The organism is Streptomyces sp. P5F9 (assembly GCF_057961495.1).
Map to the genome: position 1 here is coordinate 1 of NZ_JBXVPZ010000117.1, position 23,074 is coordinate 23,074.

Annotated in this window: 23 protein-coding genes; 8 read left to right on the forward strand and 15 right to left on the reverse strand. The window is 71.3% G+C overall.

Translation table 11 applies throughout. From position 1 onward, the window contains the following. Positions 1-127: 127 nt before the first annotated feature. The 4 genes from AC31A1_RS20250 to AC31A1_RS20265 all read right to left on the reverse strand — a co-directional run bounded on the left by AC31A1_RS20250 (position 128) and on the right by AC31A1_RS20265 (position 3,356). Entirely contained in the window at positions 128-751 is a 624-nt protein-coding gene (locus AC31A1_RS20250; protein ID WP_489654648.1) for an NADPH-dependent F420 reductase, read from the reverse strand. 58 nt (positions 752-809) lie between these two features. Further along, entirely contained in the window at positions 810-1,544 is a 735-nt protein-coding gene (locus AC31A1_RS20255) for an SDR family NAD(P)-dependent oxidoreductase (RefSeq protein ID WP_489654649.1), read from the reverse strand. Between the two features lie 114 nt (positions 1,545-1,658). Continuing rightward, positions 1,659-2,594: an SDR family oxidoreductase gene (locus AC31A1_RS20260; protein ID WP_489654650.1), complete on the reverse strand. Its 936-nt coding sequence runs from the start codon at positions 2,592-2,594 to the stop codon at positions 1,659-1,661. A gap of 129 nt (positions 2,595-2,723) precedes the next feature. After that, entirely contained in the window at positions 2,724-3,356 is a 633-nt protein-coding gene (locus AC31A1_RS20265) for an NADPH-dependent F420 reductase (protein WP_489654651.1), read from the reverse strand. 290 nt (positions 3,357-3,646) lie between these two features. Here AC31A1_RS20265 and AC31A1_RS20270 point away from each other — a divergent pair, with 290 nt between their 5' ends. Further along, positions 3,647-4,549 carry a LysR family transcriptional regulator gene (locus tag AC31A1_RS20270; RefSeq protein ID WP_489654670.1) on the forward strand — a complete coding sequence of 301 codons (903 nt, stop codon included), beginning with the start codon at positions 3,647-3,649 and terminating at the stop codon, positions 4,547-4,549. A 16-nt stretch (positions 4,550-4,565) separates the two neighbouring features. Here AC31A1_RS20270 and AC31A1_RS20275 read toward each other — a convergent pair whose 3' ends face one another. Further along, positions 4,566-4,811: a hypothetical protein gene (locus tag AC31A1_RS20275; RefSeq protein ID WP_489654652.1), complete on the reverse strand. Its 246-nt coding sequence runs from the start codon at positions 4,809-4,811 to the stop codon at positions 4,566-4,568. 86 nt (positions 4,812-4,897) lie between these two features. Here AC31A1_RS20275 and AC31A1_RS20280 point away from each other — a divergent pair, with 86 nt between their 5' ends. Beyond that, complete coding sequence (locus AC31A1_RS20280) at positions 4,898-5,062, forward strand: hypothetical protein (RefSeq protein ID WP_489654653.1); 165 nt, start codon at positions 4,898-4,900, stop codon at positions 5,060-5,062. Positions 5,063-5,742: 680 nt separating this feature from the next. Here AC31A1_RS20280 and AC31A1_RS20285 read toward each other — a convergent pair. From AC31A1_RS20285 to AC31A1_RS20295, 3 genes are all read right to left on the reverse strand, one after another. Beyond that, positions 5,743-6,924, reverse strand: coding sequence for a serine hydrolase domain-containing protein (locus tag AC31A1_RS20285; protein ID WP_489654654.1), 1,182 nt, complete (start codon positions 6,922-6,924; stop codon positions 5,743-5,745). Between the two features lie 153 nt (positions 6,925-7,077). Continuing rightward, positions 7,078-7,737, reverse strand: coding sequence for a response regulator transcription factor (locus AC31A1_RS20290; protein ID WP_489654655.1), 660 nt, complete (start codon positions 7,735-7,737; stop codon positions 7,078-7,080). A 106-nt stretch (positions 7,738-7,843) separates the two neighbouring features. After that, complete coding sequence (locus AC31A1_RS20295; RefSeq protein ID WP_489654656.1) at positions 7,844-9,127, reverse strand: sensor histidine kinase; 1,284 nt, start codon at positions 9,125-9,127, stop codon at positions 7,844-7,846. Between the two features lie 178 nt (positions 9,128-9,305). On the opposite strand from AC31A1_RS20295, the gene AC31A1_RS20300 reads away from it, so the two are divergent. The 3 genes from AC31A1_RS20300 to AC31A1_RS20310 are packed head-to-tail and all read left to right on the forward strand — an operon-like array spanning position 9,306 to position 12,790. Then, entirely contained in the window at positions 9,306-9,515 is a 210-nt protein-coding gene (locus AC31A1_RS20300; protein ID WP_489654657.1) for a hypothetical protein, read from the forward strand. Further along, complete coding sequence (locus AC31A1_RS20305; protein ID WP_489654658.1) at positions 9,512-10,255, forward strand: ABC transporter ATP-binding protein; 744 nt, start codon at positions 9,512-9,514, stop codon at positions 10,253-10,255. Before AC31A1_RS20300 ends, AC31A1_RS20305 begins: the two co-directional genes overlap by 4 nt. 3 nt (positions 10,256-10,258) lie before the next feature. Beyond that, positions 10,259-12,790 (forward strand): ABC transporter permease, encoded by a 2,532-nt coding sequence (locus tag AC31A1_RS20310; protein ID WP_489654659.1) that lies wholly within the window; start codon positions 10,259-10,261, stop codon positions 12,788-12,790. Between the two features lie 67 nt (positions 12,791-12,857). Here AC31A1_RS20310 and AC31A1_RS20315 read toward each other — a convergent pair whose 3' ends face one another. Further along, positions 12,858-16,112, reverse strand: a complete 3,255-nt coding sequence (locus AC31A1_RS20315; RefSeq protein WP_489654660.1) for an FG-GAP-like repeat-containing protein — start codon at positions 16,110-16,112, stop codon at positions 12,858-12,860. Between the two features lie 387 nt (positions 16,113-16,499). On the opposite strand from AC31A1_RS20315, the gene AC31A1_RS20320 reads away from it, so the two are divergent. Both AC31A1_RS20320 and AC31A1_RS20325 read left to right on the forward strand, forming a co-directional pair. Then, complete coding sequence (locus tag AC31A1_RS20320; RefSeq protein ID WP_489654661.1) at positions 16,500-17,711, forward strand: serine hydrolase domain-containing protein; 1,212 nt, start codon at positions 16,500-16,502, stop codon at positions 17,709-17,711. Positions 17,712-17,875: 164 nt separating this feature from the next. Next, positions 17,876-18,547: an alpha/beta fold hydrolase gene (locus tag AC31A1_RS20325; protein WP_489654662.1), complete on the forward strand. Its 672-nt coding sequence runs from the start codon at positions 17,876-17,878 to the stop codon at positions 18,545-18,547. Here AC31A1_RS20325 and AC31A1_RS20330 read toward each other — a convergent pair. The 4 genes from AC31A1_RS20330 to AC31A1_RS20345 form a co-directional block, all read right to left on the reverse strand. Continuing rightward, positions 18,514-19,437 (reverse strand): YihY/virulence factor BrkB family protein, encoded by a 924-nt coding sequence (locus AC31A1_RS20330; protein WP_489654663.1) that lies wholly within the window; start codon positions 19,435-19,437, stop codon positions 18,514-18,516. The two genes, AC31A1_RS20325 and AC31A1_RS20330, sit on opposite strands and share 34 nt — an antisense overlap. Further along, positions 19,427-20,011: a hypothetical protein gene (locus tag AC31A1_RS20335; protein WP_489654664.1), complete on the reverse strand. Its 585-nt coding sequence runs from the start codon at positions 20,009-20,011 to the stop codon at positions 19,427-19,429. The genes AC31A1_RS20330 and AC31A1_RS20335 overlap by 11 nt, the downstream gene beginning before the upstream one ends. A gap of 100 nt (positions 20,012-20,111) precedes the next feature. Beyond that, positions 20,112-20,579, reverse strand: a complete 468-nt coding sequence (locus tag AC31A1_RS20340; RefSeq protein WP_489654665.1) for a DUF6286 domain-containing protein — start codon at positions 20,577-20,579, stop codon at positions 20,112-20,114. After that, positions 20,576-20,761 (reverse strand): hypothetical protein, encoded by a 186-nt coding sequence (locus AC31A1_RS20345; protein ID WP_489654666.1) that lies wholly within the window; start codon positions 20,759-20,761, stop codon positions 20,576-20,578. The genes AC31A1_RS20340 and AC31A1_RS20345 overlap by 4 nt, the downstream gene beginning before the upstream one ends. Positions 20,762-20,875: 114 nt before the next feature. Here AC31A1_RS20345 and AC31A1_RS20350 point away from each other — a divergent pair, with 114 nt between their 5' ends. Next, positions 20,876-21,148: a hypothetical protein gene (locus AC31A1_RS20350; protein WP_489654667.1), complete on the forward strand. Its 273-nt coding sequence runs from the start codon at positions 20,876-20,878 to the stop codon at positions 21,146-21,148. A gap of 116 nt (positions 21,149-21,264) precedes the next feature. Here AC31A1_RS20350 and AC31A1_RS20355 read toward each other — a convergent pair whose 3' ends face one another. Together AC31A1_RS20355 and AC31A1_RS20360 are read right to left on the reverse strand one after the other, a co-directional pair. After that, on the reverse strand, positions 21,265-22,404 hold the full coding sequence (locus AC31A1_RS20355) for a lactonase family protein (RefSeq protein WP_489654668.1): 1,140 nt from the start codon (positions 22,402-22,404) through the stop codon (positions 21,265-21,267). 176 nt (positions 22,405-22,580) lie between these two features. Beyond that, entirely contained in the window at positions 22,581-22,892 is a 312-nt protein-coding gene (locus tag AC31A1_RS20360; protein ID WP_489654669.1) for a hypothetical protein, read from the reverse strand. Positions 22,893-23,074: the final 182 nt, after the last annotated feature.

Genomic DNA, 23,074 nt, shown 5'->3' on the forward strand with positions numbered 1-23,074 from the left:
GTCCTCGTCCTCGGCGGCCGACGCGGGTGGGCGGGGGGCGTCCTCTCCTCGCCCACCCGCGTCGGCCGCCGAGGACGAGGACCTGCGGGAGAAGCAGCCATGCGCGGCGACTCGGGGCTCCGAGGGCTCAGCCGGTGAATTCGTCGACGCCGAGGGCGAAGTCCCAGTGGCCGACCCCGTTGCCGGCGAGGGCCACCGTGACCAGGCCCATTCCTTCCAGCCAGTGCGCCATTTTCAGGCCGCCGACGTCCAGCGGGCGCAGCCCCAGGCTCTCGATGAATGCCGCCACGTCCGTCTTGGCCTGTGCGCTGTCGCCGGCGATGAAGACGCTGGGCCGGCCCTTCTCCAGGACATTGCGGAAGATGGTGTTGAACCCCTTCACCACGCTGGCGCCGGCCGGGGCCACCTTGGCGACTTCCTGCGCGACCGAGGTCTCCTCGCTGTGGGCCAGTCCGTCGAACGTGGCGTTGAAGGGGTTGCTGATGTCGACGATGACCTTGCCCGCGAGGGCGTCGCCGTACTCGGTCACGACCGGGACGACACCGTCGTACAACAGGGCCGTGATGACGATGTCCCCGGCCGGGGCTGTGCCCCACTTGCCCGTCGTCGCGCCGCCGCCCAGAGCCTTGGCCACGGCATCGGCCTTGGACTGATCGCGTCCCATGACCTCGACGGTGTTGCCGCCCGCCACCGCGAGCGTGCCGATGGCGCGGGCCATGTTCCCCGTACCGATGAGGGTGATGCTGCTCATGAGGTGTCCTCTCTTCTCTTCCTGGTTCATTCCTGGTGGTTCATTCCTGGTGGGTGGTTCAGATGGCGGTGGTGCCGCCGTCGGCGACCAGTTCCAGGCCGTTGACGTAGCTGGAGTCGTCGGAGGCTAGGAACAGGGCGATGGTGGCGATCTCTTCGGGGCGGCCCATCTCCCCGCGGGGGATGAGGGACTCGAAGGCGGTCCTGGTCGCCTCGTCGAACAGTTCTTCCTGCTTGGCGGTGGCGACCTGGCCGGGGGTCAGGACGTTGACACGGATCTTGCGGTCGCGCAGTTCGTTGAGCCAGACGCGGGCCCAGGCCTGCTGGACGGCCTTGCTTCCCGCGTAGAGGCTCCAGCCGGGGAAGGCGCCGAGGGAGGCGTTGGATCCGGTCATGAAGATGGAGCCGCCGTCGTTGAAGAGCGGGAGGGCCTTCTGGACGGCGAACAGGGTGCCGCGGGCGTTGAGCCCGAACCAGGTGTCGAACTGGGCCTCGGTGATCTCGCCGAGCGGGGCGGGCTCGCCGCCGCCGGCGCTGGCCCACAGCACGTCGATCGAGCCCTTCTCCCGCTTGACGGTGTCGTACAAGCGGTCCAGGTCCGCCAAGTCGGCCGCGTCACCCTGGACGGCGGTGACGTTGCGGCCGATCAGCTTGACGGCGTCGTCCAGTGCCTCCTGCCGCCGGGCCTGGATGAAGACGTGCGCTCCTTCCTCGACGAACAGTTTGGCGCCGGCCAGTGCCATGCCGGTGGATCCGCCGGTGATCACCGCTACCTTGCCATCGAGCTTTCCCATGATCACTCCGTAGAATTGATAGGTATCCGAATTGGGTATCCGAATGAATTGACGAGTATCCGAAACAGTGAACCCTTGCCATTTCCCGACTCGTTGTGATTCGGGTGCCGGCCGTCAGCCGGCGGGAAAGTAATGGCCGTTGTCCAAATCGGCGAGCAGGCCGGGCTGGGCGGGTTCCCAGCCGAGGGTCCGGCGGGTTGTCAGATTGGACGCCGGGTAGCTCTGCGTGACTATGTTCGCGAGGAATCCGAAGTATCCCGGCACCATGAGTATGTCCGCGGGAACGCTGACGACGGGCAGGTCCAGACGGCTGCCGATGGCCTCGGCGATCTCGCGGAACGGGATGCCCCCGTCCCCGACCGCGTGCCAGTACTTGCCGGCCGGCCCCTTCTCCAGCGCCAGGCGGAACAAGGAGGCGACATCGCGGATGTGCACGGCGTTCCACAGGTTCGCGCCGTCGCCGGGGTAGCCGACGAAACCCTTCTCCTTCGCGAGCGCGATCAGCACGGGGAGGAAGCCGGCACGATCGGTCGTGCTGTGCGCGATGTTGGCGATCCGCACGATCGAGGACCGCACTCCCTGCTCGGCGAGGCCGATCACGGTGCTCTCCACGATGTTGCGAACCCGCAGGGTGCCCTTGTACTCGTCGCCGCTGGGAAGGGCCGGGTCCTCCTCGGTGGCCGGCCGGCCCAGGTCCCCGCCCGAGCCAATGCTCCCCGCCGCGACCAGCGGCTTTCCGGTTCCCGCGAGTGCCTCGCCGTACGCGAGCATGATCGGGAGTTCCGCGGCGGCCACGGCGTCGAGCCCGCCGGAGGGGAGCAGGTCCTGCCTGTGCGCGACGTGGATGACGCCGTCGGAGTCGGCGGCCGCCTCCTTGAGTCCGTCGAGATCCTGGAGGTCGCCGCGACGCACCTTCGCGCCGAGCGCGGACAGCGCCGCCGCGGCGGTGTCCGACCGGGCCAGGCCGGTGACCTCGTGTCCGGCGGCGATGAGCTCGGGGACGATGTACGAACCGGAATGGCCGGTCCCGCCAGTGACGAAAACGCGCATGCTGTTGCTCCTTGCGGGAGTAGGTGGAGGGGTCGTTCGGTCGTTCTTCTCGGGCCGTGGATCGACCGGCCTGATGTGGCGTGGTGTGGCGCGAGAGGCGGTGGTGCGAGAGGCGGTGGTGCGGTGCGCTCAGCTGAGAATGCTGACCCCGAGGGAGAAGTTGGTGTGCTTGAGGGAGTGGGCGACGAGGCCCAGCTGCAACAGGGCGACGTTCTCCAATGCCCGCGCCATGGGCAGCTCCCCGATGTCCATCGGACGTAGCCCCAGGCTCTCGATGAACGCCGACACGCGTGCCTTCGCCCGCGCGTCGTCGCCGGCGATGAACACGTCCAAGGGGCGCCCCTCGGTTTGGCCGGCCGCCAGAACATGGGAGAACAGGGTGTTGAACGCCTTGACGACATGAGCGCCGGCGGGGGCCGCCTTGGCGATCTCCTGCGCGCCGGAAGTGCCGTCGGGGGTGACAAAGCTCTGGAAATCGGGGGCGACGGGGTTGGCGATGTCGATGATGACCTTGCCGTGCAGTGCGTCCCCGTACTCGCTCACCGCGGCCGCCGCGCCGGCGTACGGCACGGCGAGGACAACGATGTCCCCGGCCGGGGCGGCGCCGGCCGTCCCGACGGTGGCGCCGCCGAGCGCGCCGGCCAGTTCCTTGGCCTTGGCCGGGTCGCGGCCGATGATCTCGACGGTGTTGCCGCCGGCCAGCGCCCGGCGGGCCAGGGCGGCGGCCATGTTCCCCAGGCCGATAATGCTGATGCTGCTCATTGGTCTGCCTGCTTTCGTCGACACCGTCGAATGACGCGATGGGCGGCGCTCAATTCCTGATGTGTTCATTCGGGGCCTGGTCCTGCCGGCAAGTTCCGATGTCGAATTCTCGTGCGGAACTTTCGTGCGGAACTCTCGTGCCGAACTCTTGTGCCGAATTCTTGTAGCGAATTCGCTTCGACCTCATCAGGTACCTATTCAGACTGCCACTGGCCCGAGTTGGTGTCCAAGACCTCTTTTGGACGTGGTGATACCCTGAATGCATCACCGGACCGGGAGGCGTCATGGATCTGGATCTGGACCTGCGCAAACTGCGTTACTTCGTCGCTGTGGCCGACCGGTTGCACTTCGGCCACGCCGCCGATGAGCTGCATATCGCGCAGCCGGTGCTCAGCCGGCAGATCCGCGCGCTGGAGCAGGACCTCGGCGCCTCGCTGTTCACCAGGGATCGGCACGGCGTGGCGCTGACCGACGCGGGCCGACAGCTGCTGGCCGACGCCGGTCCGCTGCTCGCCTCCACACACGCGATCCGCCGCCGGGTGTCCGTGGCCGCCCGTGGCAGCCGGCGGCTGATGGTCGGTTTCCGGGCCGGCATCCCGGTCATCCCGGCGGCGCGGGCGTTCGAGGCCCGGCACCCGGACGTGGTCGTGGACGTGCAGCGGATCGACGGGGACGACCAGGCCCCGATGCTGCTCGACGGCCGCATCGACGTCGCCTATGTGCGGCTGCCCATCGACGAGACCGGCCTGCGCGTCACCCCGCTGTACGCCGAGCCGCGGGTGGCGGTGCTGCCCGCCGGCCACCGGCTGGCCGGCAAGGAGGAGCTCACCGAGGCCGACCTGGCCGGCGAGCCCCTGATCTGGCATGCCGACCCGAGCACGCAGCCCACCAGGCGCCCGCACCCCAACGCCGGGTACCGGGTGCGCGGGGTGGACGAGACGCTTGAGCATGTCGCGGCCGGCCGCGGCATCTCGTTCCTGGCCCGTTCGGCGAGCGTTTTCTACTCCCATCCGGACGTCGTCTATGTGCCCATCCCGGATCTGGCGCCCGAGCAGGTGTGCCTCGCGGTGGCGGCATCGCGCACCTCGCCGGTGGTCGATGACTTCGTCACCGCGGCTCAGGCGACGGCCGAGATCACGGCAGAATGCGGGAATTACGAAATGTGGCAGCTGGGAAGCGATGCCGTTTCCTAGTGCCAGGCATCAGGCATCAGGCGTCAGGCAGCGAAGCCGCCAGACCCTCCCACGTCCCGTGCACGTCCTCCCCGACCATCCCGAACTGCGTGATGACAGCGACGCGTTGACCGTCCTCGTCGTCGAGTTCGAGCGCCGAGGCCGGACCGTGCGCCGCCGCGGAACGCACGAGACGGCCCGCCGGGACACCCGCCAGGCCGATCTCCACCGAACTCTCCGCGAGCGCCGCGAACACCCGCCCGCCTACGGTCCGATCGGTCACGTGCACCCGGCCGGCGCACGCCTGCATGACCGCCGGGGCGAACACCGCGACCCCGATGGGCAGTCCGGCAGTCCGACGGAGCAGACGTGGTCGAGGACCGACGCCACTACGCCGACCTCGACCGGCCGGTGCTCGCCGCCGCGACAGCGGTGGAACGCAGCGCGCCGGGCACTCCCGCAGTCCGCCAACACCGCGTCTCGCTGGGCCAGTTGATCGCCGTTCTCCCACGCCGGGACCTCGAAAGGCGCTGACGCTACGGCGGTCCGCGCACCGGCATGGACCGTGGGCGCCAGACCGACTAGCAGCCGGTCACCCTCGGACAGCAACCGCCCCTGGTGCGCGGCCCGGCCCTCCGCGTCGAGCGGGCGCAACGCGACCGCGCCTGTGTGTGCGACGTTCGGGGAAGCACAGTTTTCCTACGGCGGCTACGACCACGCCCGACTGCGCAACGTCCCCTGGTACGGGGTGAGTTTGGACTCAGGTCTCCGCCAGACGATACGGACCCGCTCGTCGGGAGGGGGAGCGAGGACGCGTTTCCAGAGGACGAGGCCTTCGTCACTGGGTTGCCCGACCGCCGCCCGAGGCACTCAAAGCGCCCTCTCTCCCTCGGAGTTCATGTCCGGGGACACCGTTCGCCGTTCTTCACCACGGTCACCACGGTCACCGCGACCAGGGTGGTCACGGCGTGTGGTCCGGGCCCCGTATCTGGGAGCACATCTTCCAGTCGCCGGCGAGCAACTGGGTCCGGTCTTCAGGGGTGGTGTCCTGGGATTCGACGCGGCCGAAGCCCTGGGCGCGGGCCAGGTCCTGCGGCGAAACTACGAGTGCGACGGGCCGAGGCCACAGGACCGAAGGCGGAACCTCGCCTGGCTCGCCGGTACTGCGGTACCGGCGACTCTCATCCTCAGGGCGCGCCCCGCTCTGGGTCGGGCTACTTCCCTGCGGTGGCGCAGAGTTCGGTGTCGATCAGCGCGTTCTGCGCCGTTTCCGTGGACAGGTCGGACGCGCCGTCGCCCGTCGCCTCCAGGACCACGGTGTGGCGGCCGTCCGCGCTGACCCCGTCGCGGGTGGTGTAGCCCATCAGGTCACCGGCGTGGCTGTAGTAGACGCCGCCGCAGGTCAGGGGGATCTCCATCAGGCCCAGGCCGTAGCGGGCGCCGGGCCAGACGGGGTCCAGGGACGCGGCTCGTACTGTCGTCTTCATCTCCGCGAGCTGGGCCGGGTGCAGGAGCCTGCCGCCCAGGAGGGCGGAGAAGAAGCGGGTGAGGTCGTTGGTCGTGCTGATCATCGCGCCGGCCGAACCGGCGGCCGTCGGGTTGACGTCGGTGACGTCGATGGTCGGGCCGGATCCGCCGAAGTCCGAGTAGCCGTGCAGGTGTTGGCCGGGGATGCGGGACGAGGTGTCCGGGGCGGACGTGTCACGCAGGCCCAGCGGGCGGATGATGCGCCGGGTGACCTCCTGCTGCCAGGTGTGGCCGGTGGCCTTCTGGATGATCATTCCGGCGAGGATGTAGTTCGTGTTGGAGTACTCCCATTGGGTGCCCGGCGCGAAGTCCGGGGCGTGGCGCATCGCGATGCCGACCAGCTGTTGCGGGGTCCAGGTGGTGTAGCGGTCGGCCTCGAAGTCCGCCACCGTGCTGATCTCGGGGAAGTCGGCGGTGTAGTTGAAGAGTCCGCTGGTGTGGCTCAGCAACTGCCTTACGGTGATGGCGTTTCCGTCGTTCCCGTTCCCCGACACCGTGCCGGGCAGCCAGTGTTCGACCGTGTCGTCCAGCGACACCCTGCCCTCGCCGACCAGTTGGAGCATCACCGTCGACACGAAGGCCTTGGTGCTGCTCGCGATCCGGAACTTGTCGGTGACGCGGGCCGCCCGGCCCGTGGCGGTGTCGGAGACCCCGGTGGTCGCGTAGCGCCGTCCGTCCGGGCCCGTCGACTGGGCTACGACGGCGACGGTGCCCGTCTTCTGGATCGCGTCCACGCTCTGCTGGAGCGTGGTGCGCTGCCGGGACTTCGTGGAGCTCGCGCCGTCCTTCGCGCTCGCCGCGGGTGTCGCCAGGCCGAGGCCGAGCGCGGCCAGTGCCGCTACGGCGGTGAGGTGACGGATCGTCATCATGGGCTGTCCCCTTAGGAGTTGGTGGTCCGGAACACCGGACTCGCGGTGTGTTCCGGTGTGTTCACCAACCTAGGGAGACGGCGCGCGGTGATCGATCCAGTGCGCAGGCCGGTCCGGTGTACAGCCAGCTGTACCAAGGGTGTGGGGAAAACCTCAGCCCAGCCGCCGTAGATCCTCCAGGTAGCGCAGGACGGCCGCGACCCGGCGGTCCACCTGGTCCGTCGGGGACAGGTCGAGCTTGGCGAAGATGCTGCGGATGTGTTTGTGGACGGCGCCGTCGGTGACGACGAGCTTCCCGGCGATGGCGGAGTTGCCCAACCCCTCGGCCATCAGGGCGAGTACGTCCCGTTCGCGGGGGCTGAGCCGGTCGAGGCGGGTGTCCTGGCGGGAGCGGGTGAAGAGCTGGGCGACGACCTCCGGGTCGATGGCGGTGCCGCCGGCTGCCACGCGGTGCAGGGCGTCGAGGAACTCCTCGACCCGGCCCACCCGTTCCTTGAGCAGATAGCCGAGCCCGCTCACCCCGCCGCCGAGCAGCTCGGTCGCGAAGCTCTGCTCGACGTATGCCGACAGCACCAGCACCGCCAGGTCGGGGCGCCGGCGCCGGGCCTCGACCGCGGCGACGATGCCCTCGTCGGTGTGGGTCGGCGGCATCCGTACGTCGAGGATGGCGACGTCCGGCTTGTGGACGTCGATGGCGTCGAGGGCCTCGTCCGGGGTGCCCGCGGTGGCCACCACGTCCAGTCCCTCGGCGCGCAGCAGCAGGGCGAGGCCCTCGCGCAGCAACGGGTCGTCCTCGGCGATCACAATCCGCATGTCAGGCCTCATGTCGTCTCACGTCCCACATTCCACATTCCACAGTTCACGCTCCACGGCTCAAGTAGCCCATCGCAGGCTCCCTTTGCTCGTCACGATCCCCAACTCACCGGCCACAGGGGAGATCCACGGTGAGGACGGTCGGGCCACCCGGTGGGCTGGTCAGGGTGAGGTCGCCGTCGTGTGCGGCGATACGGCGGCGGATACCGGTGAGACCCGAGCCGCCCTCCGTGTCAGCGCCTCCTCGCCCGTCGTCCTCGACGCGCAGGACGAGGCGGCCGCCGGTGCCGCGTGCCGTGATCGTGGCATGGGCGGCGCCGCTGTGCTTGGCGATGTTGGTCAGGGCCTCGGCGACGACGAAGTAGGCGGTCGCCTCGACGGAGGCCGCGCAGCGTGCGGGTACGTCCACGTCGATCCGGCACGGCACCGCGCAGTCCGCGGCGAGACCCGAGAGCGCGCCCGCGAGCCCCCGGTCGGCCAGTACCGGCGGCAGGATGCCGCGCGCTACCGTCCGCAGCTCGGCCAGCGCCATCTCGGCGGCGGACTGGGCGCGTTCGAGGAGTTCGTCGGCGTCGGCCGGGTCACGGGCCACCATGCGGCGGGCCGCCCCGAGCAACACGGCTACGGAGACAAGGCGGTTCTGCGCGCCGTCGTGCAACGACCGCTCGATACGCCGGAGTTCGGTGGCGTGCGCGTCGAGGGCGGCGGCGCGGGTCGCGGTCAACTCCGCGACCCGCAGGGAGAGATCGACGTCGGGACCGGCCGCGAGGAGGTGGCGTCCGGGGCCCGACTGCAACCGGGCCATGCCGGGCGCCAGCCCCAGGATGATCGCGATCCAGCCCACGCCCAGCAGCGCCACGGCGAGAGCGTCCGGCCAGGTGTGCGCGTTGCCGATGCCGAGCGACGTGGCCGTCGTGTTCTCCGGCATGAACGTCCAGTACAGCGGGAACGCGCTGTCCCGCACGGCCGTGATCGGCAGCAGCACACCGAGCAGCCCGAGCAGCAGGCCGAGGGTGGAGTGCCGTAGCAGCCAGCGCAGTTCGCGGTGGGTGGTGGCGTCGACGAGGGCGGCCCGCAGCCGGGTGGGCGGGGGCTGCGGCGCTACGACCTCGGGGCCCCGGCGGGCGAGCCGGTCACGTTCGCGTCCGGCCAGGGCGTGCAGGGCGCGCAGCGACGCCGGGGCCATCAGCAGCCCCACCCCGACCACGCTCGTCACGGCGGTGAGGGCCAGCCAGAGCAGCAACAGCGCTGCGAGCACAGCTGTGTTGAGCCCGGAGGCGAGCTGGGCGACGGCCCGGCCCGCGGCGCTCAGGGTCCGTAGCGCGATGTCCTTGAAGCTCTCGCCTTGGGCGGCTGTCCCACCGCCCGCCTCGCTCGTGCTCGCTGTCATGCGAACGACCCTATGCCGTACGTGAGTTCTCCGTGGGCGGAGGAAGAGGGGAGTACAGCCTGCTGTACCCCGAACCGGGCGGGCTGCGGGATCGGCCGCGAGGGGTGCTGATCCATAGCGTCGACGACGACAGCCGGACCCCCGGAACGCACCGCTCAGTACCACGGGAGAAGCCCCCATGCCGAACACGACGACGACCGAACCCGACCGCCTCAGCCCAGGGGACATCGCCCGCACCCTGCTCTGGATCGTGGTCGTGGCCAGCGCGCTCACCAATATGGCGGCCTCCTTCGGCGGCGCCGACACCTGGGTGCACCTGGTGTGCGGCGCGGTCACCGTCCTGTGCGCGGGCACCCTCGTCGTACGCAACGTGCGGGGCCGGCGATGAACACCACAGCAACTGCCATGACCTCCGCCGCGATCGCCCTGGAGGGCGTCAGCAAGGCCTATCCCGGAGGCGTACGCGCCCTGGACGACGTGTCGTTGACCGTGGAGCGCGGCACTTTCCTCGCCGTGATGGGGCCTTCGGGTTCCGGCAAGAGCACGCTGATGCACTGCGCCGCCGGGCTCGACTCCCCGACGTCGGGCAGTGTCCGAATCGACGGTCACGAGATCGCCGGGCTGAACGAGACCAAGCGCACCCAACTCCGCCGCGAGCGGGTGGGGTTCGTGTTCCAGGCGTACAACCTGATCCCCTCCCTCTCCATCGAGGACAACATCACGCTGCCGCTCCGGCTCGCGGGCCGTAGAGCGGACCGCGACTGGCTGCGCACGCTGGTGGAACGGGTCGGGCTGGCCGACCGGTTGAGCCATCGCCCGGCCGAGCTGTCCGGCGGGCAGCAGCAACGGGCCGCAGTGGTACGGGCGTTGGTGGCCCGCCCGGCGGTCGTGTTCGCCGACGAACCGACCGGCGCGCTCGACCTGCGCAGCGCCCACGAGGTCCTCGACCTGCTCCGCGACCTCGTGAACGACCTGCACCAGACGGTCGTGATGGTCACCCACGACCCGGCCGCCGCCGCCCGCGCACACCACGTGCTGGTGATGGCCGACGGCCGGGTCGTCGACGCCCTCAAGGCACCGACCGCCGACGAACTGGCCGCCCGTCTCGTCGAGTTGGGGAGGATCTGAACCATGTTCCGTCTCGCGACACAGATGGTCGGGCACCGCGTCACCGCGCTGATCGCCGTGGCCTGCGCGGTCCTCGGCGGTGCGGCGCTGATCACCGCCACCGGCGTCCTGGCCGAGTCCGGCCTCCGTTCCCACCTGCCCGCCGGGCGCCTCGCCGGAGCGTCGGTCGTGGTCGCGGCCGACCAGGAGTTCCACCCGCCCGGCGATCTGGCGCTCGCGCTGCCGGAACGCCGTAGGGTCCCGGCCCAACTGGTCGGCGAACTGGGCCAGTTGCCGGGCGTGACCGCGTCGGTCGGCGACATCGGCTTCCCGGCCGCTCTCGTCGACGCGCACGGTCGGGTCGTACCGTCGTCGTCCGGAGATCCTCAGGTAGCGGGTCACGGTTGGTCCTCGACGAAACTGCTGGCGGAGGCGCAGGTCACCGGCAGCGCGCCGACCTCCTCCGGTGAGGTCGCGGTCGGCAGCGCCACCGCCGCCGCGGCCGGCATCAAGCCGGGCGACCGCGTCCAGGTCGTCGTCAACTCCCGTCCCGCGAGCGGCTATCGCGTATCGGCGGTGGTCAACGCACCGGGCGCCGGCGTCTACTTCGCCGACAAGACGGCCGTAGGATTGTCCGGTCGCTCCGACCGTGTCGATCTGGTCGGTCTCCGCACCGCGCCCGGTGCCGAGGCACGGGTCGCCGCCGAAGTCCGTACGAAGCTGAAGGGCACCGGGCTCCTGACCGTCACCGGGGCCGAACGGGGCGACACCGCCGCACCCGGCGCCGGAGCCTCACGCTCGCTGCTCGTGCTGCTCGCCGGGTCGCTCTCCGGGATCGTTCTGCTGATCACCGGGTTCGTGATGGCGAGCGCGCTGGCCGTGGCGATCGGTGGGCAGCGGCGGGACCTGGCGTTGATGCGGGCCGTCGGGGCGACTCCGAAGCAGATCCGGCGGTTGGCCGCCGCGCAGTCCACCGTCGTGGCCGCCGTGGCCGTGGCACCCGGGGTGGGGCTCGGGTATCTGCTGGCCGGACAGTTCCGCGGGCTGCTCGCGGACCGGGGGGTCATCCCGGCCGAACTGCCCCTGACCTTCGGCCCGTTGCCCGCGCTCGCGGCGATCGTGCTGATGCTTCTCGCCGTGCAGGTGTCGGCCCGTTGCTCGGCGTGGCGCACCTCGCGGATGCCGGCCACCGAGGCGGTCGCCGAGTCGCGGAGCGAGCCGCGCAATCCGTCGCGGGCCCGGACCCGTATCGGCGTGGTCGTCATCGTCGTAGCGACGGTCATGTCGGCCCTGCCGCTCTTCTCCCGCACGGTCATCGGCGCTACGGCCACCTCCCTCGCCGGGATCATCGGGGCGATCGGGCTGGCCATGGCGGGACCGGCGCTGGTGCGGGGCATCGGCGGTGCGGCGGCGCGGGCGACGCGGTCAGGGGCTTCCGCGCCGACCTGGCTGGCGATGGCCAACCTGCGCGCCTACGCCCTGCGCAACGCGGGGATCGTCTCCACGCTGGCCATGGCGGTCGTGTTCGTGCTGACGTACACCTTCACGCAGACGACCGTGCTGGCCGCCACCGCCCAGGACACCAGCGCTGGCACCCTGGCCCAACTGCGCCTGAGCGCACCGGGGTTGGGCGGGCTGCCGGCCGACACGCTCGCCGCCGTACGGAAGACGCGGGGCGTACGGGCCGCCGCTCCCGTCGGGACGACCACCGTGGTGTGGGAGTACAAGCAGTTCGGTGACCCGACGGTCGACTCGGGTCCCGCGACGATCCTCACGCCGGACGCGGCGGGTGTTCTCGACCTCGACGTACGGGACGGCAGCCTGAGTCGGCTGTCCGGTAGGACAGTTGCTGTCAGCAGTGATGTCGCGCGGACGCGTTCCGCGACGGTGGGGCACACGGTGGATCTGGTCCTCGGGGACGGAACTCGCGTCGGCGCCACGGTAGTTGCCGTGTACGGGCGGGGGCTCGGCTTCGGCACGGTGGTGCTGTCGCACGACCTGGCCGCCGGGCACACGACCACGGCCCTCGACCAGTCCCTCCTGATCCGTACGGACGGTTCGGCGAAGGCGCGGCAGAACCTCACGGCTCTCGCGGCCGCCCGCCCCGGACTGACCCTCGGACCCGCCAACTCCCCTTCCACCGGCGGCCTCAAGGACGCGCCGCCCGAGGTGTGGATCAACCTCGCGACGATCGTGGTGCTGCTCGTGTATCTCCTGCTGAGCATCGCCAACAAGCTGGTCGCGGCCACCGCCCAGCGGAGGGTGGAGTTGGGTGCCCTCCGGCTCAACGGCACGACTCCCCGCCAGATCCGGGCGATGATGCGCCGCGAGGCCGCGGTGACGGCGGCCACGGCACTCACCACGGCTCTGCTGCTCTCCGCGATCCCGCTGGCGTTGCTGGGCCAGGGTTTCCTCGGCCACCCCTGGCCGGCGGGTCCGGTCTGGCTGCTGCCGGGGCTGGCGCTCACGGTCACCGTCACGGCCTTCCTCACCATCGAACTCCCCACCCGGCAGGCGCTGCGGACACCGCCCGCGGATGCGATCCGCGCGTACTGAGCCGGACACGGGAGACAGCGGAAGGCCCGGGTCGACGACCCGGGCCTTCGCGACGGAACGAGACGGCTCACGCGACGGACTTGTACGCCTGCCAGCCCGAAGCGATCTTCGTACGGCCGCCGAACGAGCCCTTGCCGTTGCCACTGTTGCGCCACACGTTGCCACCGGTGTCGCGCGAGACCAGATCGGCCTTCCCGTCCCCGGTGATGTCGCCGACCCCGACGACCGCGTTGTACGACCCGCCCCAGTCGGAGAACACCTTCACCCGCGCCCCGAACGTCCCCTTGCCGGTGCCGTTGTAGCGGTACAGGTTGTTCGCCTTGTCCTGGACGAGCAGGTCGCCGATGCCGTCACCGTTGAGGTCGCCGGCGCCGACGACCTTCTTGTACGTCTTCCAGTCCGCGTACAGCTTCACGCGCGCCGACAACTTCCCGGTACTGGTGCCCTTGTACAGGTAGACGGCCCCGGTCGCCGTGTCGCGCGCGATCAGGTCCGGGCGGCCGTCCTTGGTCACGTCACCGGTCGAGGTCAGCACGTCGTACTGGTTCCAGCCGGAGGTGCCGAGCGAGGTGTACCGGGTCGTCGGCGTCGGAGCCTTGCCGCAGGCGGGGTGGTAGGCGCGCAGCGCGCCGCTGTTCAGCCGGACCAGGATGTCGTTGCACCGGTCGCCGTCGAGATCGCCGTACGGCACGGACTTCGCGCTCGTCGGCCAGCCGTTGCCGGACACCTTGCTGCCCAACGTGCCCTTGCCGGTGCCGCGTTGGACGGTGAGGGTGCCGGAGGAGCTGAGGGTGACGAGGTCACCGACGCCGTCGTTGCCCGCGTAGTCGCGCGGTGCCGCCGCTCCCGCCGTCACCGTGAGACTGCCGGAACGGGTGAGGACGGCGCCCTTGCCGTCGGCGGGCCGGGCGGTGAGCGTCCAGGTGTAGGTGCCGTTGGGGACGAGGCGGCCCGCGGAGTCCTTCCCGTCCCAGGCGGCCTTCAGCAGCCCGCGGGCGTCGGCGCCGGACAAGGTGCGCACGGTGGTTCCGGCCGTGTCGCGGACCGCCACCTGCCATCCGGCGGCGGGCTTCGACAGCCACCAAGTACCGGACCAGCTCGCGGTGTTGGCGGTGACCGTGGAGTCGATCGCGGTCAGCGCGGACGCCGGGAAGCCGGCCGGCACGACATGGACGCGCTGCTCGGTGTCGGTGTACGCGACGCCGCCGCCGAAGCGGTCCACGGTCCAGTCGGTCCCGATCCGGCCCTTGTCCTTGCCGACCTCGGTCCAGTCGGCCACCTTGTGGCTCGGCAGATCGGTGTAGGCGCCGCTCGACGGCAGTCCGCCGTGCAGGTCGAAGAGTGTCAGCCCGCTGGTCGACCCGGTGCCGGCGAGATGCTGGACCAGGTAGCCGTCGCCGAGCAGGACCCCGCCCTGGGGAGCGGTCGCCGTCCGCTTCGTCGTACGGTCGTAGACTCCCGCGCCCCGAGAGACGCCCCCGAAGTCCTCGCAGGTCCAGTACACCCAGCGGCCCACGGCCTGGAGGTCGGCCGGGGTGCAGCCGTTGCGGGTGGTGAAGGACTCTCCCGCGCTGCCGGACGGGAGCCCGGTGGCCGTGATCGTGCCCCCGGTGGCCGTCCCGCTCCACAGGGTGTCGCCCCACACGGCGGCGGCGACCCGGTCGCGCTTCTGGAGCACCTTCGGCGCCGTCCCGTCCACGGGGAACTCGGCGACGTACTGCTGACCGGAGGACGCCCCGTCGACGATCGCGTACCGCCCGGAGAGACCCTTCAGCTGCGGGGAGTCGTCGCCGGTGTCGAGGGTGGGGCCCCAGCCGTTGGCGCCGTTGGCGTACAGCATGGTCAGGCCGGACTCGGTGGAGTCCACGCGGCCGTGCCGGCCGGTGCCGTCGGCCAGCAGCTCATTGCCGTCCCGGCCGTTGACCAGGGCGTCCACACTCGACGTGACCACGCCGGGGGTGGCGCCGGTGGCGAGCCAGGTGCTGCGGTACGCGCCCTCGACCGTGGACGGCTCGTACAGCGTGCTGTTGCCGGCCGCGGTGAGGACGCCGCTGCCGAGCGCGAGTCCGTTCACCGTCGCGGGCATCGGCTCCACGGCGGTCACACGGCTGCGGGTGACCGAGCCGTCGGCGCCCTTGGCGATCCGGTACACGCCCCAGTCGAGGTCGCCCCGCTCGACGTACGTGGCGGCCCCCGCCACGAGGACGGAACCGTCCGGAGCCTGGACGATCTGGTGGGCGGCCGGGTCCATGACCTTGGCCATGGACGTGTCCGTGCCGTCGGAGCTCAGGGCCCACAGGGGCTGGCCGCGGTACAGGTTGTTGCCGGGCCACACCGGTTCCACGCCGAGCAGCTTGTCGCCGACGATCCCGTACGTGGCCTCGTATGTCAGGGAGGCCGTGTCGAACGTGCGCGGTGCGGCGGACAGGTCGGCACGGTCGTACACGTCGACCTTGCTGCGCCCGCTCCGCACCCGCACCACCGAGTCGGCGCCCAGCCGGAAGCCGCTGACCTCCCAGCCGTTGTCGGCGTCGACGCGGTCGGGCAGCGCGCTGAGGACGCCGGTGGAGAGGTCGACGAGGCCCCAGTGGCTGTAGCCGTCCCCGTCGGCGCCGGTGTCGTAGCGGAGGATGACGGATCGCGCGTCGCCGTCCTCGACCTGGACGTTGGCGGCGCTGTCGGGCAGCCCGGTGACGGCGGTCCGAGTGGCCTGGCCCCCGTCCTGGACGCGCCACAACTGATAGGCGTTCGGGTTGCCGTCGGCGGCGTCGGTGCTGGTGAGGACCGTGTCGCCGAAGGTGCCCTGGTAGGTGGAGCCGTCGGGAACCGGCACCACGCCGGTGCTGCCCGAGGCGCCCGCGCTCTTGAGGAGGGTGACCCGGGCGTCCACCGCCGAGTAGAGGGCGACGGTGTCAGAACCGTCCCCGTAATAACCGGTCTTGAAGGAGGCGGCGTGGGTGAAGTAGCCGGTGTCGATGTCGTACGCGAGCGGGGCGTCGAGCCGTTGCTCCAGCGCGGTCGTGGTACCGGAGACGTAGTCCGTCCACAGCAGCCGGTCGTCGCCCTCCTGGGCCCAGAGGAAGCCGCTGGTCCCCGCGTCGAGGATCTGTGTGGCCCTGGGAACGGCACGGGGCGCGGCGTCCACCACGACTTCTCCGGCCACGGTGGCGAAGGCCGGGGACGGCAGGGCGGCAAGGGGGAGACTGAGCGTCAGTGCCGCCGCCAGGACGGCCGCGACACGCGCCGGTGGCGGGACGAGGCGCGCCTGACCCGCCCCGAACGAGGGTCTCTGTCTGTGCCGACGTCGGCCGAGTCGAGCCACGATTCCTCCAGAGGGCAAGAAGAAGGCATGGCGGACGTACGGCAACGCCCTGGCATTTTCCCCCGGCCCCCCGACGGCTCCCCCATGCGCGTAAGGGAAGCGAGCCTAACAGCATGGGCATGACCAAGCGGGGTACGAGGTTCAGGCCGTCGGACGAGAGGCCGCGGGCTCGTCGGTGGTGTGGTGTGGTCGTCACCGGCGCCCGCGTGACGGCGAGCCGCAGGGCCCATGCGGCGATAGACGCCCTCATGCCGTGGCCCGGTGTTGCGGCCGAACACCGGTCCGATCGAGTGGACTCGCAGGGACGCGTACCGCAGGTGGGCCCCCCGCCCGACTCCGGATGGTGCCGTGGCACCCCCACCCCCGATCCGGAAGAAGCGCCCTCACATGCGACGTACCCGCTCCCGACGCCTCCTGGCAGCCGCGCTGCTGGCCGCGTCCGTACTGGCCGCCCCGGTGATGGCGACCTCCGCCAATGCCACCGCAGTGGTCCACCCCGCCCCGCACGACCAGGACCACTGCTCGTCCGACGGCCTCGGCCGGGGCGTCACCGCCCGGCTCGACAAGGCCATCGCGGACGTCCGCAAGAAGGCGGCCATCCCCGGCGTCGCCGTCGGGCTGTGGATGCCCGGCAAGGGCTGCTACGTCCGCGCGACCGGTGTCGCCGACAAGGTCACGCGGCAGCCGATGAGCACCGACTTCTACTCGCGGATCGGCAGCGAGACCAAGACCTTCACGGTCACCGCGCTGCTCCAGCTGGTCGACGAGCGGCGGATCGGGCTGGACGACCCGATCTCGCGCTACGTCCACGGCGTGCCGAACGGCCGTCACATCACCCTGCGCCACCTGGCCGAGATGCGCAGCGGGCTGTTCCCGTACAGCGCCGACGCCGACTTCGCGCACGACCTGCTGAGCGACCCGACACGCACGTTCACCCCGCGTGAGCTGCTCGCGTACGGCTTCAAGCACCGCAACACCGCCGCGCCGGGCAAGGTGTTCGTCTACAACAACAGCAACCTCGTCCTCCTCGGCCTGGTGATCGAGAAGGTCACCGGCCACCACGTCGCCGACGTCATCGACCGGCGGGTGCTGCGCCCGGCCCACCTCGACCAGACGCTGTTCCCCGACGGCCCCGACGTCCGCGAGTTCCCCGAGCCGCACGCCCACGGCTACACCAACCAGACGCTGACCGGCGCGGTCGCCGACTCCACCGACTGGAACCCGAGTTGGGGCTGGTCGGCCGGCGCGATGATCTCGACCATGCACGACCTGCGCAGCTGGGCGAAGACCGTCGCCACCGGGGAACTGCTCAGCCCCGAGACCCAGAAGCAGCGGCTGAAGACGCTGCCGACCGGATTCCCCGGCCTCACCTACGGCCTCGGCATCTTCGAGACCGGCGGCTGGATCGGGCACAACGGTTCCATCCCGGGCTACGAGTCCGTGACCGTCTACCTCCCCGCCCTCAAGGCGACCCTGGTCGTGCTGATCAACACCGACATCACCACCGGGGGCCAGGAGCCGTCCACGCTGCTCGCCCGCGCGATCACCCAGATCGCCACCCCCGACCACGTCTACGACGGCTCGGCCCCCACGCGCTAGCGACGTCCCGCCCTCAACGACACTTAACCTCCGGGTCGACGACCCGGGGGTTTCGTACGAGTGGGCAGCGGGTGACTGTGGCGGCCGAACAGACCGAACCGACTGAACCGACCAAATCAACCGAACCAATCGAACCAACGGAACGGAGCGAACAGCACGTTCCGTTGGCGCTACGACGGCGTCCGCCGCGCCCGAAGGCCGCCGTCCTGGTGCTGCACGGCGGCCAGGAGAAGAGTGAACGCCCCGCCCGGCCATGGCAGTTGGCCGCGCTGCGCGTGGGCCCGGTCGTACGCGCGGTGGTCGCCGCGCTCCCGCACCAGGACGTCCTGGTCGCCCAGGCCCGTTACCGCGTGCGCGGCTGGAACGGCGACCGTGCCGACCCGGCCCGGGACACCCTGCGCGCGCTGGAGGCCCTCGCCGAACTCGCCGGCCCCGTACCGACCGTGCTGCTCGGCCACTCCATGGGCGGCCGGGCCGCCCTGCACGCCGCCGGCCACCCCCAGGTCCACGGCGTGGTCGCCCTCGCCCCCTGGTGGCCACCGGGCGAACCGGTCGAGCAGACGGCGGGCCGCCACATCGTCGCCCTGCACGGCGAACGGGACCACGTCACCTCGCCCACCGAAACGGCCGACTGCGTACGCCGGGCCCGGGACGAGGGGGCGGCGCGGGCCGGCATGGCGGTGATCGCCGGGGGCGACCATGGGATGCTGCGCCGTTACGGCTTCTGGCACCAGACGGCCTCGGCCCTCGTCGCCCACCTGCTCGACCCGGCCGCCGTCCCCGGCCCGCTGCCCGAGGAGAGCTACGAGCCCGGAACCTCCCCGGTACTGCTCTGACCGGCCTCGCGGGAGCCGGCGTCCTTGGACAGCTCCGCCGCGAACTGCGCCCCGCTCAGCAGCGCCAGGTTCGACAGCCACAGCCACACCAGGAACACGACACTCCCCGAGAGCGACCCGTACAGCCTGCTGTAGGCGCCGAGTGTCGTCGCGTACGTGGAGAAGCCCGCGGAGACGATCAGCCACAGGGCAGCGGCCAGCACGCCCCCGGGCAGGCTGTGCCCGCGTCGCCGCGCCCCCGCCGGGCCCGTGTGGAAGACGACCACGACCAGGAGTGCGACCAGACACAGCAGGACCGGCCAGCGCAGCAGGTCCCATGCCCAGGCGGCGGTCTCGTCCACGCCGGCCATCCGGCCGACGGCCTTCGCGAGCGGGCCGGTCAGCAGCAGGGTGAGTGAGCCGACGAGGAGCAGGCCGAGCAGGGCGAGCGCGGTGAGGATGATGCGGGGTGCCTTGCGCCAGGGTGAACGCCGGTCGTGGGTGCCGTGCATGCGGTGCAGGGCGCGGCGGAACACGGCGAGGTAACTCGTGGACGACCACAGCGCGCTGACGCCGCCCGCCACCAGCAGGGGCCATGCGGTGCGGTCCGTGCGGAGTACGTGGGTGAGGGCCGCGTGCAGTTCGGTGCCGGAGCCGGCGGGGGCGTACGCCGTGACGTGGGTGACGAACTCCTCGGCCGTGTCCGGGCTGATCATGCCGAACGCGATGACGGTGGCCAGCATCGCCGGCAGCACCGCGAGGATCGCGTAGTACGTGAGGGCCGCCGCGTAGTCCGAGATGTCGTCGTTCCACAACGACACCGGTGTCCGCCGCAGCGCGGGCCACCAGGCCGCCGGCGGCCGGAACCCGGCGATCCGGCGGACCCGGCCGACGTACGACTCAGCGGACATGGGGTACCCGGTGCGAGGCGGCACTCAGCCGGAGTCGGGTGTGGGTGGTGTACGGCGTCGCCGCGCCCTCGGCCTCCGCCGTCACCGTGCGCAGGGCGGGCAGTACGGCGTCCGGGGTCGTGTCCGGGTCCAGCCACACCCGCGGCTCCACCTCCAGCCGCCGCCCGCGCCGGGGCAGTACCCGGGCATGCGCGCGTGCCACACCGGGGACGGCCGACGCCCGCACCGCCACCGCCTCGCCCAGCGCCCGCGGACGTACCGTGCAGCCGGGGGAGGGCAACGCCGGCCGCCGTCCCGCACCCGAACTCCCTTGCCTGAGCGCCCAGTACGCGAACACCAACGTCAGCCCGACCGACCCGGCCGGCACGCTCGGCGTCCACCAGCCCTCACCTCGCACGTGCGCCGGCCACCCCGGCCCCAGCAGCACGGCACCCGTACCGGAGGACGGCCACCAGGACGGCAGCTGGCGCGCGACGGCCCCGTCCGTGGCGGCGAGCCAGGAACCGGCGAGGAGGAGTCCAAGTCCGGTGACGCCGAGGGCGGTTCGGTCGACGGCCGTGTGGATGGCGCGCATCACTGGTCAACTTTCTTGATGAGTACGGCGGTTCAGGGGGACCGGCGTGATGTGGTCGGGGGCGCCGCGCAGTTGGCGTGCATCAGGCAGCCGGAGCGCGTCAGGCAGTCGGAGTGCGTCCACCGTCAACTCCATGGGTGGCTACGACAGTTTCGGACACCGGGACCGGCTTGGGCGGCTGCCACACCGGTTCCGGGGTGACGGTGACCCGTATCCGCGGCTCGCGGCACAGTCGGCGGGAGGCCATGGCGGCGTGAGCGGCCGCCGTCACCGCGGCGGACGCCTCGGCCCGGTCGCCGAAGGCGAGCCCCGCCCGCACCGCAATCCTCCGGCGTCGTACCCGGACCCGAACCGCCCCGACACCGGCCACGTCGGCCACCGCGTCCCGGACCAGGGACTCGACCGCCGAGCGGTCCACGGCGGCATCGACGCGCTCGGTGGTCGCGGTCGTCCGGGCCGCGTGCCCGGGGAGCGCCTCGGTGGTCGCGCGTTCGGCGATCCTGCGGAGCGCGCGCTCCGAGACGGTGGTGGTGCCCCGCTGTGCGGCGGGCGCCGCTGCGATGGTCATCGACGGCTCCGTTCGAACGCGTCCCGTACGTCCTGGACCGTGCCGCCGCGTTCGAACCACCAGCCCAGTGCCCAGCCCAGGCCGCCGAGCGCGGCCACGAGCAGGAAGGCGCCGAAGCCGCCGAACCAGCCGGCGAACGCCAGGGCCATCCCCGCGATCATCCCGACGAACGGTGTGTTCATGCCCGTCCACCTCCACCTCTCCACCGGATCCACCACTCCTGCCCGTGCCCCTGACCGGACGCCCTACTCCACCCGGGCCTCGCCGGTGTGGACGGGCTCGCGCCCGTCGGGCAGATGGACGTCGTTGACGGTGAAGTTCACCTCGCCGCCCGGGTACGCGAACGGGTGTGGGAGGCCGCGGACCGCGAACTGGGCATGGTCCGCCCGGACGGCGACGACGGTCCCTGGTACGTCGAGATCCACGTCGTCGCGCTACGGCGGGCCCGGACCGCGGACGTGGCGCGGGTGGTCCGGGACACGGTCGAACGGCGCCTGGAGGCACTGGAGTTGGCCCGGTCCCCGCAGACGGCGCCGATGGTGACGGTGACGGTCACGGGGCTGGTCTGACGGGCGCCGGGGTGACGGGTGGGGTGACGCGAGGTCCGGGAACCCGGCGGCACAGGGGGCCGTTGGATTCCCGGACTCCCGGACTCCCGGACTCGCCTACCGGTAGGGCTGGTTGATCAGCCGGCGACGATGCCCTCGCCGCCCACCGCCCCCGGCACCACGACCGAACCGATCGCGGTGAGCGAGCCGTTGGCACTGACCCGGAACTCGTCCACGACCCCCTTCACGCCGGTCTGGACGTACAGGTACCGGCCGTCCGACGAGGCGGCCGCGTCGACCGTGCCCGCGTCAGTGACCGTGTTGCCCAGTGCGGTCAACTCGCCCTGGGCGCCCACCCGGTAGCCGGAGAGGGTGCCGCTGCCGGCGTTGGAGACGTAGAGGTGGTTGCCGGCGGTCACCGCCCAGCAGGTGGCGGTCTGGCCCGTCGGGACGGTCCCCTTGGTGGTGAGTCTGCCGTCGCGGCCGACCGTGAAGGTGCCCACCGAGTTCGTTCCGGCCTCCGTCACCCGGATCCGCCCGGCGGAGTCGAAGGCGAAACCGAACGGCACGGCGCCGGGGGTCGGGGTCACCACGGGTTGGGCGGACGGTCCGCTGTGCACGCCGACCGGGAAGACGTCGATGCTCTGCCCCGAGGCCTTGGTGGTGACGACGAGCTTCGAACCGTCCGGGGTGAAGGAGATCTGCCCGACGGCCGAAGTCGCCTTGTCCAGGCCGAGGTCGCGGTGCCAGGAGGGGACCTTCACCAGCCGTTCGCCGGTCCGCACGAAGCCCTGTACGGAACCGCCGCCGAGCGTGTTGGCGACGTAGACCCGGTTGCCGTGGAAGGTGACGCTGACCGGGAAACTCCCGCCGCTGGAGATCTCCTGGACCCGCTGGAGACGGGTGCCGTGCACGGCGAAGACGGTCACGGTGTCGCTGCCCGCGTTCACCGCGTAGAGCAGCTGGTTGTGACGGTCGTAGGCGAGCGACCCCTGCGAGGCGAGGTGGTCGGCGACGGTGCCGGCCAGCATGCCGCCCTTGCCGCCGGTGGAGTAGACGCCCTTCTGGGCGAGGGCGCCGTCGGCGGCGCGGGCGTAGGCCACGACGGTGTTCGCGGCCGTGTCGTCGCTCTGCACGAACACGGCTGAGCTGCCGCGCAGTTGAGCACGGGAGTCGGGGGCGTGGTGCGCGTCGGCGGCGACGGCCGCGGGTGCGGCGAAGAGGGCGGCTGCGGCGAGGGCGGCGCAGGTGGCGATGGCGCGGGTGGCGAGGGTCATGCGTGCGTACTCCTCTTGTGGAAAAGGGGAATGGGGGCCGGCGGGCTTCTCACGCTCGTCGCCGGACGATTCGCAACGCTAGACCGAGATCAGGGGGACGAAACGGCCATAAGGTGCACGCTTGGTCGACGTCCTGGGTTCGTAAGGAGGTCATGACGAGAGGAAGTTCATGAAGATCAGTGGACGCCGGACCGCCGTGCCCGCCGGGTGGCGCTCTCCGTACCCGCGCGGCTGTCCTTGCCGAAGAGGAAGCTCAGGACGACGGCGACGGTGAAGGCGCCGACCAGCCGCAGCGCCCACGCGGCGGCCGAACCGTCCTCGATGACGGACGCGAAGACGGCCTGGCGCATCAGGACGCCGCTCAACGGAAACGACCCCGCACAGCTCAACACGTAGACCCACAGCGGCGGTTCATTGAAGGCGATGAGGACCGAGGCCGAGACGACGACGATCACACTGAGTACGACGGTGAGCGAAGCGATGTCCATGACCGTAAGCATTCCGTCGGCCTACCGCCGATTCGTCGACGCAACGGAGGAACAGGGCCTCTATCCAAGGGTAGAGAAGGCCCCGCCTATCCCGCCCCCGCCGTGGCCAGTCGCCAGATCTGTGCCGTTGTCTCCTCCGCGGACTCGGTCGGTGGGGGGTTGTTCGGGAGTTGGGCGGGGAC